This window comes from Paraburkholderia sp. C35, from assembly GCF_003121405.1.
In the GTDB taxonomy this organism is placed as follows: Bacteria; Pseudomonadota; Gammaproteobacteria; order Burkholderiales; family Burkholderiaceae; genus Paraburkholderia.
On sequence record NZ_QBUY01000010.1, the window covers coordinates 112,212 to 125,975 of the forward strand.

Annotated in this window: 12 protein-coding genes; 5 read left to right on the forward strand and 7 right to left on the reverse strand. The window is 61.6% G+C overall.

Features of this window, described 5'->3' with window-relative positions; genetic code table 11:
* Nucleotides 1-248 precede the first annotated feature (248 nt).
* Genes DK391_RS09485 through DK391_RS09500 form a run of 4 tightly spaced genes read left to right on the forward strand, consistent with a single transcriptional unit; the run spans nt 249 to nt 5,017 of the window.
* Complete coding sequence (locus DK391_RS09485; RefSeq protein ID WP_109477752.1) at nt 249-1,019, forward strand: phosphocholine cytidylyltransferase family protein; 771 nt, start codon at nt 249-251, stop codon at nt 1,017-1,019.
* A gap of 43 nt (nt 1,020-1,062) precedes the next feature.
* Complete coding sequence (gene aepX / locus DK391_RS09490) at nt 1,063-2,769, forward strand: phosphoenolpyruvate mutase (protein WP_109477753.1); 1,707 nt, start codon at nt 1,063-1,065, stop codon at nt 2,767-2,769.
* Complete coding sequence (aepY, locus tag DK391_RS09495; protein WP_109477754.1) at nt 2,766-3,950, forward strand: phosphonopyruvate decarboxylase; 1,185 nt, start codon at nt 2,766-2,768, stop codon at nt 3,948-3,950. The genes aepX and aepY overlap by 4 nt, the downstream gene beginning before the upstream one ends.
* On the forward strand, nt 3,950-5,017 hold the full coding sequence (locus DK391_RS09500) for a 2-aminoethylphosphonate aminotransferase (RefSeq protein ID WP_109477755.1): 1,068 nt from the start codon (nt 3,950-3,952) through the stop codon (nt 5,015-5,017). The genes aepY and DK391_RS09500 overlap by 1 nt, the downstream gene beginning before the upstream one ends.
* 132 nt (nt 5,018-5,149) lie before the next feature.
* Here the strand turns inward: DK391_RS09500 and DK391_RS09505 are convergent, their stop codons facing one another.
* From DK391_RS09505 to DK391_RS09530, 6 genes are all read right to left on the reverse strand, one after another.
* Nucleotides 5,150-7,516, reverse strand: a complete 2,367-nt coding sequence (locus DK391_RS09505; RefSeq protein WP_162600748.1) for a YadA-like family protein — start codon at nt 7,514-7,516, stop codon at nt 5,150-5,152.
* A 975-nt stretch (nt 7,517-8,491) separates the two neighbouring features.
* Nucleotides 8,492-9,904, reverse strand: coding sequence for an MFS transporter (locus tag DK391_RS09510; RefSeq protein ID WP_109477757.1), 1,413 nt, complete (start codon nt 9,902-9,904; stop codon nt 8,492-8,494).
* 94 nt (nt 9,905-9,998) lie between these two features.
* Nucleotides 9,999-10,811, reverse strand: a complete 813-nt coding sequence (locus tag DK391_RS09515; protein WP_109477758.1) for an SDR family oxidoreductase — start codon at nt 10,809-10,811, stop codon at nt 9,999-10,001.
* Nucleotides 10,812-10,897: 86 nt separating this feature from the next.
* Entirely contained in the window at nt 10,898-11,263 is a 366-nt protein-coding gene (locus DK391_RS09520) for a DUF190 domain-containing protein (RefSeq protein WP_109477759.1), read from the reverse strand.
* Between the two features lie 16 nt (nt 11,264-11,279).
* Nucleotides 11,280-11,684 (reverse strand): hypothetical protein, encoded by a 405-nt coding sequence (locus DK391_RS09525; RefSeq protein ID WP_109477787.1) that lies wholly within the window; start codon nt 11,682-11,684, stop codon nt 11,280-11,282.
* A gap of 91 nt (nt 11,685-11,775) precedes the next feature.
* Nucleotides 11,776-12,102: a DUF190 domain-containing protein gene (locus DK391_RS09530; protein WP_109477760.1), complete on the reverse strand. Its 327-nt coding sequence runs from the start codon at nt 12,100-12,102 to the stop codon at nt 11,776-11,778.
* Between the two features lie 231 nt (nt 12,103-12,333).
* Between DK391_RS09530 and DK391_RS09535 the strand changes: the two genes are divergently transcribed.
* The gene (locus DK391_RS09535; RefSeq protein ID WP_109477761.1) at nt 12,334-13,116 is read left to right on the forward strand and encodes a class I SAM-dependent methyltransferase; all 783 of its coding nucleotides are present in this window, start codon (nt 12,334-12,336) and stop codon (nt 13,114-13,116) included.
* Between the two features lie 9 nt (nt 13,117-13,125).
* Here DK391_RS09535 and DK391_RS09540 read toward each other — a convergent pair whose 3' ends face one another.
* The gene (locus DK391_RS09540) at nt 13,126-13,707 is read right to left on the reverse strand and encodes a TetR/AcrR family transcriptional regulator (protein ID WP_109477762.1); all 582 of its coding nucleotides are present in this window, start codon (nt 13,705-13,707) and stop codon (nt 13,126-13,128) included.
* Nucleotides 13,708-13,764 lie beyond the last annotated feature (57 nt).

Consider the following 13,764-nt stretch of genomic DNA (forward strand, 5'->3'; position numbering starts at 1 on the left):
AAAATGCAGCATACCGGTTCGTCGCTGAGACAGGGCAATCCGCGTCGATTTCAAACAAAATCACCACATTTTTCAAACTAATTCCATCAATTGCCAACACCTGCCCAGCTGATCTGCAATCCGTTCTCAATTCCGATATAGTCGCCATTTTTGGCCCGCCGGGACGCCTTTTGCGCGCCGCGTGAAAGTCCTTTCGAATGCCAATTAAAAGAGCCAAAAAACCATTTCATCCTTTCCCTGGAAATCGAATGCGAGCAATCATTCTTGCCGCAGGCCTCGGCTTGCGACTCCAGCAACCGCCGGGGGAGCAGTTTCCAAAATGTCTGCTGCGCTTTGATGGCGTCTCGCTGCTGGAGCGTCACCTGCAGATGCTCGAAGCCGTCGGCGTCGATGAAGTTGTCCTCGCGCTCGGCTTCCAGCCGGAACAGGTCGAAGCCGAGTTGAAGCGCGCGGGCCGCAAGGTGCCTGAAATCAGGCTCAATCCGCGTTTCGATCTGGGCAGTGTGCTGACCGTGCACACGGTCGCCGATGCGCTCACGCGCGGCGGCGACGTGCTGCTGATGGACGCCGACGTACTCTACGACGAACGCATGCTGGCCGCACTCGTGGCGGGCGAGCACGCCAACCGTCTGTTGATCGACCGCGATTTCGAAGCGGGCGATGAACCCGTCAAGCTGTGCCTGAAAATCGGCGTGCCTGTCGAGTTGCGCAAGCAACTCGCGGTTGGCCTCGACTACGACACGATCGGCGAATCGGTGGGCTTTTTCCGCTTGAACGAAGCCGCGGCTCGACGCTTCGCGGAGATCGTGGCGGGCTATATCGACAGCGGCCGCGCGAACCTGCCGCACGAAGAAGCCGTGCGCGATCTGCTGCTCGAACGCAGCCACGCATTCGATACCGCCGATGTCACCGGCCTGCCGTGGATCGAAATCGATTTTCCCAATGACGTTGCGCGAGCAACTGAAGACGTCCTGCCGCAACTGCAGCGACCAGCTTTGCAAGAAGCACTCAAGCGTTGAAGCGCTGAAGCGCCAACTCGCGCCGACCTAGGAGCCACACATAATGAACGCACGCGAACCTTCTTTCACCACCCTGTCGCGCAGCGCACGTCTGCGTCAAATGCTCATCAGCAACGAACTCGAATTCCTGATGGAAGCGCATAACGGCATTTCCGCACGCATCGTGCGCGAAGCCGGCTTCAAGGGCATCTGGGGTTCGGGCCTCGCGATCTCCGCGCAATACGGTGTGCGCGACAACAACGAAGCAAGCTGGACGCAGGTGGTCGACACGCTCGAATTCATGGCTGACGCCAGCGATCTGCCCATCCTGCTCGACGGCGACACCGGCTACGGCAACTTCAACAACGTGCGCCGTCTCGTGCGCAAGCTGGAACAGCGCGGCATCGCGGGCGTGTGTATCGAAGACAAGGTGTTCCCGAAGACGAACAGCTTCATCAAGGGCGAAGCGCAGCCGCTCGCGGATATCGACGAGTTCTGCGGCAAGATCAAGGCAGGCAAGGACTCGCAGACGGACGACGATTTCTCGATCGTCGCGCGCGTCGAAGCGCTGATCGCAGGCTGGGGCATGGACGAGGCGCTCAAGCGCGCGGAAGCGTATCGCCAGGCAGGCGCGGACGCCATCCTGATTCACAGCAAGCTGTCGCGCCCCGACGAGATTCTCGAATTCGCACGCGAATGGGCAGGCCGCGGTCCGCTCGTGATCGTGCCGACCAAGTACTACAGCACGCCGACGGAAGTGTTCCGCAAGGCAGGCATCAGCACGGTGATCTGGGCGAACCATCAGATTCGCGCCGCGACCTCGGCGATGCAGGCCGTCGTGAAGGAAATCTACGAGAGCCAGACGCTCGTCAACGTTGAAGACCGCATTGCGACCGTCAACGAAATCTTCCGTCTGCAGAACGCCGACGAATACTCGGAAGCGGAAGAGCGCTATCTGTCGTCGTCGCGTGCGGCGGGTTCGGCTGTCGTGCTCGCGGCAAGCCGCGGCAAGGGCCTCGAAGCCGTCACGACGGACCGTCCGAAGGTCATGCTGCCCATCGCGGGCAAGCCGCTGCTGCGCTGGCTCGTCGATGCGTTCAAGAAGCAGGGCCTCAACGACATTACCGTGGTTGGCGGCTATCGCGCGGATGCGATCGACACGGCAGGCATCAAGCTCGTCGTCAACGAGCGTCACGAACAGACGGGCGAACTGGCGTCGCTCGCGTGCGCAGTCGATGGTCTTCAGAACGACACGGTGATCTCGTACGGCGACCTGCTGTTCCGCAGCTACATCGTGCGCGATCTGGTGGATAGCGAAGCGCCGTTCAGCGTGGTGGTCGATTCGACGACGGTCGCCGAAGCGGGCGCGACGAACCAGAGCGTGCGCGATTTCGCGTGGTGCTCGGCAGGCGACGATCGCGGCCTGTTCGGCAACAAGGTGCTGCTGCGCCGTGTGGCGAACAACGAAGGCGACGTGAAGGGCGAAGCGCCGAACGGCCGCTGGATTGGTCTCTTGAACGTGCGCGGCGCGGGCCGCGAGCGTCTGCAAGCCGTGATGAACACGCTGCGCGCACGCCCCGATTTCGATTCGCTCGATATGCCCGCGCTGCTGAATGCGCTGATCGAAGCGGGTGAGCAGATCGAAGTGCAATACGTGCACGGCCACTGGCGCGGTGTGAACGACCTCGAAGATTTCCGCCGTGCAGGCGACTTCGCGCACGAAGCCACGCCGCTCGCGAAGGGCGATGCAGCGGGAGGCGCCGCGCAATGATCGAGGCAGCACAGTTTGTCGAAGCGGCGCGCGAGCGTGGCTTCGACTGGTATGCAGGCGTGCCGTGCTCGTATCTGACGCCGTTCATCAACTACGTGCTGCAGGATCCGAAGCTGCATTACGTGTCGGCGGCGAATGAGGGCGATGCGGTTGCGTTTATCGCTGGCGTGACGCTCGGCGCGCAGAATGGCCGCCGCGGCGTGACGATGATGCAGAACTCGGGTCTCGGCAATGCCGTGAGTCCGCTGACGTCGCTGACATGGACGTTCAAGCTGCCGCAGTTGCTGATCGTCACGTGGCGCGGCCAGCCCGGTGTGTCGGATGAGCCGCAGCATCAGCTGATGGGTCCCATCACGCCGGCCATGCTCGACACGATGGAAATTCCTTGGGAGACGTTCCCGACGGGAGCGGAAGCGATTGGCCCTGCGCTAGATCGTGCAATTGCGCACATGGATGCAACCGGTCGCCCGTATGCGCTAGTGATGCAGAAGGGCAGCGTCGCGCCGTATGAGTTGAAGGACTCGGGTCGTGCGGCGAAGCGTGAAGTGCGTGCCGCGCGTGATGTCTCGCGTGACGTTGAGTCTGACGCACTGCCGACGCGCAACGAAGCCTTGCAACGCGTGATCGCGCATACGCCGCTGAATTCGACGGTGGTGCTGGCATCGACGGGATTTTGCGGACGCGAGCTGTATGCCATCGATGACAGGCCGAATCAGTTGTACATGGTCGGCTCGATGGGCTGTCTCACGCCGTTCGCGTTGGGCCTCGCGCTGACGCGTCCCGATCTGCATGTCGTCGCGCTTGACGGCGATGGTGCGGCGCTGATGCGCATGGGCGTGTTCGCGACGCTCGGCGCGTATGGTCCATCGAACCTCACGCACATCCTGCTCGACAACGGCGCGCACGACTCGACAGGTGGGCAATCGACGGTGTCGCCGCAGGTGTCGTTTGCGGGTGTGGCATCGGCGTGCGGCTATGCGTCGGCTGTCGAAGGCGACGACGTGAGCCTGATCGACGATGTATTCGCGTCGCCGCTGCTCGACGGTCCGCGCTTCGTGCGCGTCGCGATTCGCCGTGGCACGCCGGACGGCCTGCCGCGCCCGACCATTACGCCGCCCGATGTGAAGACGCGCTTGATGCGCCACATCGCGACCGCTGGCACGAACGAAGGAGCACGCTGATGCTGCTGATGAATCCTGGTCCCGTCACGCTGACCGAGCGCGTGCGCAATAGCCTGCTGCAAACGGATCTGTGCCATCGCGAGAGCGAGTTTTTCGATCTGCAGGATGAAGCGCGTGCGCGTCTGATCAGACTGTATGACCTCGATCCCGCGCAATGGAGCGCGGTGCTGATGACAGGCTCGGGCACGGCGGCCGTCGAAAGCATGATCGCGGCGCTGGTGCCGGAAAATGGCAAGCTGCTGATCGTCGAAAACGGCGTGTACGGCGAGCGCATTTCGCAGATCGCAGCGCAATACGGGATCGCGCACAGCATCGTCAAGCATGAATGGATGCAGGCGCCCGACCTCGCGCGTATCGCCACTGCGCTCGATGAAGACAGGTCGATTACGCATGTCGCCGTGATTCATCATGAGACGACGACGGGACGTTTGAACGATCTGAAGGCGCTCGCTCAGGTGTGCCGTGCGCGTAACGTGAAAATGCTGGTCGATGGTGTGAGCAGCTTTGGCGCTGAAGCGATCGACTTCGCGGAAGGCACGATCGTGGCTGTCGCTGCGACGGCGAACAAATGTCTGCATGGCGTGCCGGGCGCGGCGTTCGTGATCGTGCGGCGCGATGCGCTGGCGGTGGCGGCCAGCCGCACTTACTACCTTGGTCTGGTGCGGCTTGCCAACCTGCAGGATCAGCGCAATACGCCGTTTACGCCTTCTGTTCACGCGTACTATGCGCTGGTCGAAGCATTGCGCGAACTCGATGAAGAAGGTGGCTGGAAGGCACGTCATCAGCGTTATGCAGCGCTTGCCGAGCAGGCTCGCGCCGGTCTCGCCGCGCGTGGGATGGATAGCGTGTTGCCGGCAGAGGAGTCGTCGGTTGTGCTGCGTGCGTATCGCTTGCCGAAGGGCATTTCGTACGAGCAACTGCATGATGCGCTGAAGGCTCGCGGTTATGTGATCTATGCGGGGCAGGGCGGTCTTTCGAAAGAACTGTTCCGCATCTCGACGATGGGTGCGATTCATGCGCCGGATATCGACCGGTTGCTGTCGAGTTTCGATGAACTGATGCGTTAAGTTTTTTTGCTGGCATGTGCAAGAAGCAGACAGGCTCCCCGATCGGGGAGCCTGTTTTCTTTTAAAGCACCGGATTCGTGAAGCAGACACTCAGGCGGCAGCTACTGCGCCGCCCTGGCGAGTGTCTTCAGATCACCACTGGTACGACGCACCGGCACCGAACGTCGTGCCCTGCCCGCTGATACCTGCGCCGAGCTTGACCTTGATGTTGGGCGTAATGCGTGCCGAAGCACCCAGCGCAGCAGCCTGATAGCCCTGGTACGAGCCAGTGCCGATACCGACCGCAATCGTCTTGCCGGGATCGACGTCGGGAATCATCGTCAGCGCGGTTGCTGCCGCGATGCCCGAATAGGCATTGCGCGCCACATCGCTGACACCTTGCTGGACCATGTTGATCTGCTGATCGGTGTACTGCTTTGCGCTCGTGCCTGCGGGCAGATCGCCCACGGCGGCAGCAATCGAGTTGTTCAACTGACCGACGTTCACTGCATCCGTCGTCGCCGTGCCTGCTGCGACGTTGGCGACCTGGCGTTCGTTACCCGACGAACCCACCGACACCGTGTTCGCGCGATCCGCCACCGAATCTGCACCCAATGCAACTGAGTTATCTGCCATTGCCTTCGAGTTTGCGCCCATCGCCATCGAGTTTGCGCCGCTGGCCTGCGCGTTGTATCCCGAGGCAACCGACTGGGTGCCGCTCGCGTTTGCGGTCGCGCCCATCGCCGTTGCGTGCGTGCCCGTTGCGACCGATCCTTCGGTGTTGACGTCGCCATTGGCGGAGAACATCGAATCGTCCGTGCCGTCCTTCAGGTCGAGCGCGGCGTTGGCGATGGCCTCGTTCATCTGATTCACGTTCACAGCGTCCGTGCCTTCCGTACCCGCCGCGACGTTGTGGATGGCCGTGCTCTCCGTTGCGTTCTCGCCGCCCATCGTCACGCTGCTGTAGTTCGTCGTGCCGTCGGGGTTCGTGTCGTATTTCACCGAGCCCTGATCGACCTGGCCGATCTTGCTGTCGACTTCGTTGAGCTGCGCGACGTTGACGGCATCGGTTGCAGCGGTGCCGGCCGCGACGTTGGTGATCTGGCGTTCGTTGCCCGCCGAACCCACGGAGACAGCGTTTGCGCGATCTGCTACCGATCCCTGGCCGAGCGCGACTGCATTCTCTGCCGACGCAATCGAGCCTGTGCCGAGCGCCATCGCGTTGTTGAACGTGGCCTGTGCGCTGCTGCCCATGGCAATGGCGTTCATGCCTGAAGCGAAGGCTGCGCCGCCAATTGCTATCGAGTCGACGCCTTCTGCCTTCGAATCCGCGAGATCCGAGTTGGCGTGGAAGTAGGTGATGCCGCCGCCGTTGGTGATGTCGTTCAGCGAGTTGTTGATGTTCGTGATGTCTGCGGTGTTCTGCGTGGTGCGGCTGTCGATGTTGGTAATGGCGTCGCCCGCGTTGTTGAGCGTCTTGCTTCCACCGTCGACCACATAGGTCGGCTTCGAGACCGTGCCGTCGACGTTGACTGTCGAGCCGCCCCCCAGTGCATCTGCTGTCGATTGGGCTGCGGCGAACATTTGCGAGCCGTTGACTGCGTCCACACTCGATGCGTTCACATCACCAGCGGTGACACCCGTCAGCTTGCGAGCGCCGGCTGTGCCCGTGATGTTGACGCTCGCGCCGTCCGTGTCCTTCGCGACGGTGATAGTGCGCGTTGTTGCATCCTGCTGGACCAGACCGATTTCACCGTTGTTGATCTGGTTCGAGATAGTGCTGATATCGGCGGTGTTCTGCGTGGTGCGGCCATCAATGTTGGTGAATGCATCGCCGGCATTGTTGAGCGTGGTCTTACCGCCGTCGAGTACGTATGACGGTGCCGAGATCGTGCCATTGCTGTTGACCGTCGAGCCGCCACCGAATGCGTCTGCCGTCGATTTAGCTGAGTTGAACAGTTGTGAGCCGTTGATCGCGTCAACGCTCGAAGCACTCACGTCACCGACAGCGACCCCCGTGAGCTTGCGCGCGCCTGCCGTGCCGATGAGATTCACGCTCGTACCGTCGGTGTCTTTCGCGACGGTGATGCTGCGCGTCGCCGCATCCTGCTGAACCAGTCCGATTTCGCCACCGTTGATCTGGTCCGTGAGGTTGCTGACACGGTCGTCGATGTTGGAGATGGCTGCACCTGCGTTGTTGAGCGTCGTCTTGCCGTCTTCGAGCGCATACGTTGGTGCCGAGATCGTGCCATTCGTGTTGACCGTCGAACCGCCACCAATCGCGGTCGAAGCCGACTGCGCCAGGCTGAAGAGTTGCGAGCCGTTCACACCATCCGTGCTGGTCGACGATACGTTGCCTGACGCAAGGCCAATGAGCTTGTTTGCAGTACCTGACGTCGTGCCGCCGCTGAACAGACTCAGGCCGCCGTGAATATAGGCGGTGGGCATACCTGCTGCGACGTTGGTGCCGAAGATCTCCAGTCCGCCGGAGACGAACAGGCCATTAGTGTTAGACACCATTTTTGGTTTTTGTACTGTACCCATTCCGACGCTTAGGGCGTCGCCATTGTTGCCCAGTTTTAGCGCGCAAGTTTGGTTGCTCAATTCTCTCATCCCACTCTGATCAGTGACGACGGTACATGCTCCCTCATCACCGTCATTGAAGTATGCGGATTCGTTCTGGGCAGCGGCCAATGCATCCGGAGAAGACATTAGTGCACTCAAGAAAGCCGAAGTCCCTACTGCAACGGCAAGCTTAGATGCTCTTTTGCCGTTAGCTTTCGAGTTTTCGTGTGCCGCGACGAAGGTTCTAGTGGAGTGGTTCCAGATTGAGCGGTAAATTCGATTCATGTCGACCTCAATAGAAAGTTAGTGATCCGATGCAAATAGAGCGTTACCGCGCAATCTGGGAGTGAGCGGTAATAACAAATCCGGCGCGAAATGACCAAGGCGAATGAGGCCCAGCTCCGCAGGGGAAGTCCTGCTGGAGACGCGGGCAAGTGCCGTGGTGTTTGATTCAGATGCTCATTTGCGAGCGCGGATCGGATGCTATTGCTAACGATCCTTTCAGTTCTTTGCTAAATGTCGAATGTCGATCGAAAATAAATTTCGTATGAAATGAGTCAATAGGCGATTTATAAAAATCTCCGAGCATGTTTAAAGCGGATTGTTCTATTTAACGTTTCTGCTCGTTGACGTATTGATCATTGCTGAAATGGAAGATCACGAATTGGTGATCAAATTGTCTAAAGAGATCGGATTGCTGCCGATAGCATCGAAGCCGCAATGCGGCAAGTGTTCAGGTGCGAGCCGAACGCGATCAAACGACGTGGAGACGGGCGTTTTGTTGACGCGGACGGCAACGCGATGATGCGTTTCCGCGTAGGGAGAAGGGAGAACGTTACGGGTGCCGCGCGCAAGACTGGCAGGCGGTCGATGAGTCGTAGACGTGATGCAAAGCGCTCGCGGCTTTGGGGTCACGAAGGGTAGAGCAGCCTACGCCTTGGTCGTGACTTCCCGCTTTCCACGCACGATCTCATCTCCAGCACCGGGCGAGAGCCTTCTCGTGACAGGAATCGAAGCAAACGAACACAGGCCAACAACAAGAAAGGCCGGCCAGAAATCCGACCACTGAAGCGCGGAATGGCCGTGCGCAGCGCGGGTGATCGACAACACGATCCCCGCAACCGTCACGCCAAGCCCGAGAGAAATCTGCTGCACGACACTGCCGAGACTCGTCGCGCGACCCACGTCGCGGCTTTCGATCTCGGCATACGTCATCGAATTGAGGCTCGTGAATTGCAGCGCAGGAAAGAACCCGCCGAGCAGCACGATGACCCAGATCAGCCACGTCGGCGTGCCGGGAAAGAACGCGCCGCACGCCGCAATGGCAATACCTGAGAACGCAGCGTTATACATCAGCACCGTTCGGAAGCCCCAACGCCGCAACACGGTGGCCGCCAGCGTGCGCATGAACATGCCGCCGAACGCCGAAGCACACGTAATCAGCCCCGACTGGAACGCGCTCATGCCAAGCCCTTCCTGCAGCACGAGCGGCAGCAGAAACGGCACAGCGCCAAGCCCGATCCGGAACAGCGATCCGCCCAGCACGCTGGCCTGAAACGTCGGCACGCGGAAAAAACGCAAATCGAGCAGCGGGCGTTCTACGCGCCGTGCATACAACACATAGATGCCGAGCATCACGGCGCCGACCAGCGTCATCACGGTAGCCGTGGTGCCCGACACCAGTTCGCCGTCCGTGAGCGACAGCCCCAGCAGAAACAGCGACGCGCCGCCCGCCGACAAGATAAAGCCCGTCCAGTCGAGCGGCCCTGGATGCGGCTCACGCGTGTTCTTGATGTACTTGTTGGTGAGCCAGATGCCGAGAATGCCGACGGGAATGTTGATGAAGAAAATCAGCCGCCAGTGCAGATACGTGGTGATAAAGCCGCCGAGCAGCGGACCTGCCGCCGGCCCGAGCATCGCAGGCACGCTCAGGTAGTTCATCGCGCGGATGTACTCGGAGCGCTCCACCACGCGAAAAATGATGATCCGCCCGACGGGCACCATCATCGCGCCGCCCACGCCCTGAATAAAGCGCGCGACAGTGAAGGTGGCAAGCGATGTCGACGCCGCGCACAGCAGCGAGCCGACCACGAAGATGCCGATAGCCGTGCGGAACACGGAACGCGCGCCGAAGCGGTCGGCCAGCCAGCCACACACGGGAATGAACACGCCCAGCCCCAGCACGTAACTGGTGACGGCGATTTTCAGCGTGACGGGATCCCGGCCGAAGGCGCGTGCCATTTCAGGCAGCGCAGTGACGATGACATTCGCATCCACGCTCTCCATGAACATCGCGCAGGCGACGATGACGGGAGCGATAAAAGCCTTGATGGCGAGCAGCACGGGCGGCGGGCGATGTAAGTGAACGTTGATTATTGCATAGCCTGCGCGTCGAAGGCCATGACGTTGTGATTACAACTGCATTCGAAACACGCGGTCAAAGCACCGCCAGCCAGCCGCCATCCACATAGATGATCTGCCCGTTGACATAGCTCGACGCCGCCGACGCCAGATACACGGCCGTGCCGCCCAGTTCGTCCGGCTTGCCCCAGCGCTTCGATGGGTTACTGCTTTTCACCCACGCGTCGAAGGCGGCATCGGCGACGAGCGGCGCATTCATGTCGGTGAGTATGTAGCCCGGACCGATCGCGTTGGCCTGAATGTTGTGCGCGGCCCATTCGGCGCTCATCGCGCGTGTCAGCATCTTGATGCCGCCTTTAGCCGCCGTGTACGCGCCTACCGTCGCGCGAGCCGCTTCGCTCGTCAGCGAGCCGATGTTGACGATCTTGCCGCCCGCGCCGCGCGCGATCATCCTGCGCGCCGCCTCGCGTCCGACGATAAACGCCGCCGTCAGGTTCGTATCGATCACGCGCTGCCAGTCCGCGAGTTTCAGTTCGACGAGCGGCTGACGGAACTGGATGCCCGCATTGTTGACGAGAATGTCGACATGCACGCCCTCGTTGTCCCAGTGCGTAAAAGCGGCGTTGACTGCGGCTTCGTCGGTGACGTCGAAGGCGCGGCCAATTACACGGTCGATCGTGCGGCCATTGGCGCGGCCGCTGGCGCGCTGCAGATCGGGCAGGCGCGCGCTGAGGGCGCTCACTGCCTCGTCGACGGCCTGCTCGCGCGTGCCGTTCAGGATTACGCGCGCGCCGGCTTGCGCCAGCCCTTCCGCGAGCGCGAGGCCGATGCCACGCGTCGAACCGGTGATGAGTGCAGTGCGGCCATCCAGATCGAACAGTGACGACATGAGCGTTCCTCGTCCTTGAACTGAACGGGCAGGATACGCGAATCGGCCCTCGGGGTGCTGCAAATCGCGCAGCGCGCTCAGGCGCCTCAACTGCCGTGACGCCTGAACAGTCCGTGGCGCTCACGCGGATTGGCCGCATCGTCGCCGATCCAGCCGAATTCCACTGGCATGCGCATATAGAACAAATGAACGTTCGCCGCGCGCACCCTGTCGAGCAGGCGGTCGGCTTCGTCATCGGTGGTGGCGAGGATGATCTGCTGCGGCTGGTCGCCGAGCGACAGCGCGTGCGCCGAGTGGTACGCGCCCGCGTGCCCGACGCCCTGCGCGCAACTCACCACCGACGCGCCACGGATGCCGAGTGCCCGCGCTTCATGCAGCAGCCACTCGCTGACGGTCTGATGGCCGTGGCGCCGGTTGCGCTCGGTGAAGAAAGTCAATTGACAGCCATTCATCGCGAGACTCGTGCGCTTAGTGTCTGCCTGGCTGTGTCCGCGTAACGGAGGCGGGCGGTACGTTGCTGCCAGCATGGCTGACGTGATCGCGCGCGTAATCGACGGCTTCGAGCAGCACGGCAGCAATTTCGCCGACGCGGTCGCGTGGTATCCGTATCTCGACCCATTCGCGCATCGCCGAGCGTCCATACGGTTGAAAGGCAAACGCGCGCCCGGCGTCCACCAGCATCGCCGCGCGTTCGGCGGGCAGTTTGATGCCGATGCCGCTGCCGTACACGCAAAACGCGAGATGCGAACCGACGAACGCAGCCGGGCAACCGAACATCGTGCCTGCATGCAGGGATGGGTCTTTGTCCTGAACGCAAGCGAACACGGCATCGAACAGTCCGACATCGTGCAAGAGTCTTGGCTCTGTTTTCATCGCGTTTCTCCTGTCGCCGGGACTCGCGTTGTGCGGGCCGCTCAGCGTGTGCGTCGCCATGTGCGTCAGACGTGAAGCAGGTTACGCGCTTTCATGGAACGCCGCTGCCAAGCACCTCGTATTCGACCGCGCAACGCGTGTAGACGAGCGGCACATTGCCGTGCCGCAGGCGTTCGAGCAGTGCATCGACACAGTCGTTCTCGCCCGCGAGCGTGATCGCGACGGGGTGATCGCCAAGCTCGACGAAGCGCGCCGCGTGATATTTGCCGTGCACGTCCACGCATTCGCTCACCTCGACCACCGTCGCGCCGTGGATACCCGCCTGACGCGCTTCGTTGAGTATCCAGTCGATAGCAGTCTGATGATGCCTGCGCGGACCCGTCGTGGCCGCGAACACGGTGAGCTGGCTGCCTTGCATGCCGACCTCCATGCGCTGTGCGAATCGCTGCTAACTACGCTGCAAACTATTATCGCGCTGTGAATGCGAGTGCGACAGTCTCGCAAGAGCGCTGCCCGTTTGTCGTGCGATTTCGCAAGCGCAAAGCACGTGCAGCGTACTTTCGATGCCGCAGTGCGTCATGCATGAGCATTTGCTCGCGCGTAAATGAATCGTTCACAATGAGCGTCTTCGATACAGCGGGCGATAGACATGACACGCGACACATCACACGTTCATCATGCGGCGACAGAAGGCTATACGAAGGGCGCAAGCACGTACGTCAAGGGCCGCCCGGACTATCCGCCGGAACTGGCGAACTGGCTGACAGGCGAGCTCGCGCTCGGGCCGGGCAGCATCGCTGTCGATCTCGGCGCGGGCACGGGCAAGTTCACGCCGCGTCTGGTCGAAACGGGCGCGACAGTGATCGCCGTCGAACCCGTCGCGCAGATGCGCGAGAAGCTTGCCGCTGCACTGCCGCAAGTCGACGTGCGCGAAGGTACGGCGCAAAGCTTGCCGCTCGACGATGCATCGGTCGACGCCGTGCTATGTGCGCAATCTTTTCACTGGTTTGCCACGCGTGAAGCGCTGGCAGAAATCCGGCGCGTGCTGAAACCGGGTGGTCGTCTCGGCCTTGTGTGGAATGTGCGCGATGCGCGCGTGCCGTGGGTCGCGCAACTCGATGCCATCGTCAACGCGCGCGAAGGCGATGCGCCCCGCTATTACACGGGCGAGTGGCGCAAGGTGTTTCCTGCCGAGGGTTTTGGCGATCTGGAAGAGCAGCGCCTTCCGCATGGCCACACGGGACCGGTCGAAGATGTGATCGTCACGCGCGTGCACTCCACCAGTTTCATTCAGGCCTTGCCGCCCGAAGGTTGGGCGCAGGTGGAGCGCGAAGTGCGTGCGCTGATTGCGGCCGAGCCGGTGCTCGCATCGGGCGATACGGTGACGGTGCCTTATGTCACCTATGCATATCGCGCGATGCGAACAGATTGACGTGTAGCGCTAGTGCTTGCGCACCAGCACGTCGACGAGTGCGAATGCCGTTTGCCGGAGTTTCTTCGGGTCGCCGTAGACGCGTTCCATCACGGCGATGCCGCGCGTGGCCGTCACGAGCAGGCTGGCTGCCTGCTGTGGCGGCAGCGTAAGTTGCGCGCGCGCTTCTTTGGTATCGAGCACGGCGAGCAGCGCCGCTTCGAGCGCATCGAGCATGGTCTGCAGCGCGTCGCGCAGACGCGGTGAATCCGGGTCGATCTCGACAGCCGTCTTGGTCGACAGACAGCCGCGCGCGGGCGTGCCCTGCGAGATCGAACGGATAGCGAAGGTGAAAAACGACGTCAGTGCATCGTGCAGGTCGGGCTTGTCGAGCGCTTTGCGTGCATCGGCGACGAAGCGCTGCGCATAGCGTTCGAACACGCGCATGAAGATTTCTTCCTTGTCGCCGTATGCGTTATACAGCGAGCCGCGCTGCACGCCCGTCGCTTCGGCGAGGTCCAGCATCGACGTGGCGCGAAAGCCCTTGCGCCAGAACACGTCCAGCGCGTGCGCGAAGGCGTCGTCTTCATTGAACTGACGAACTCCTGCCATGTTTGCCTCGGATGTGGAATGCCAAAAGCGGTATTTTGACACTATTGGCTAGGATGC

Excerpts from the sequence above, each read along its gene's own strand:
- DK391_RS09485 (WP_109477752.1), top strand. The coding sequence starts at position 249 with ATGCGAGCAATCATTCTTGCCGCAGGCCTCGGCTTGCGACTCCAGCAA.
- aepX (WP_109477753.1), top strand. The coding sequence starts at position 1,063 with ATGAACGCACGCGAACCTTCTTTCACCACCCTGTCGCGCAGCGCACGT.
- aepY (WP_109477754.1), top strand. The coding sequence starts at position 2,766 with ATGATCGAGGCAGCACAGTTTGTCGAAGCGGCGCGCGAGCGTGGCTTC.
- DK391_RS09500 (WP_109477755.1), top strand. The coding sequence starts at position 3,950 with ATGCTGCTGATGAATCCTGGTCCCGTCACGCTGACCGAGCGCGTGCGC.
- DK391_RS09505 (WP_162600748.1), bottom strand. The coding sequence starts at position 7,516 with ATGGTGTCTAACACTAATGGCCTGTTCGTCTCCGGCGGACTGGAGATC.
- DK391_RS09515 (WP_109477758.1), bottom strand. The coding sequence starts at position 10,811 with ATGTCGTCACTGTTCGATCTGGATGGCCGCACTGCACTCATCACCGGT.
- DK391_RS09520 (WP_109477759.1), bottom strand. The coding sequence starts at position 11,263 with ATGAATGGCTGTCAATTGACTTTCTTCACCGAGCGCAACCGGCGCCAC.
- DK391_RS09525 (WP_109477787.1), bottom strand. The coding sequence starts at position 11,684 with ATGAAAACAGAGCCAAGACTCTTGCACGATGTCGGACTGTTCGATGCC.
- DK391_RS09530 (WP_109477760.1), bottom strand. The coding sequence starts at position 12,102 with ATGCAAGGCAGCCAGCTCACCGTGTTCGCGGCCACGACGGGTCCGCGC.
- DK391_RS09535 (WP_109477761.1), top strand. The coding sequence starts at position 12,334 with ATGACACGCGACACATCACACGTTCATCATGCGGCGACAGAAGGCTAT.
- DK391_RS09540 (WP_109477762.1), bottom strand. The coding sequence starts at position 13,707 with ATGGCAGGAGTTCGTCAGTTCAATGAAGACGACGCCTTCGCGCACGCG.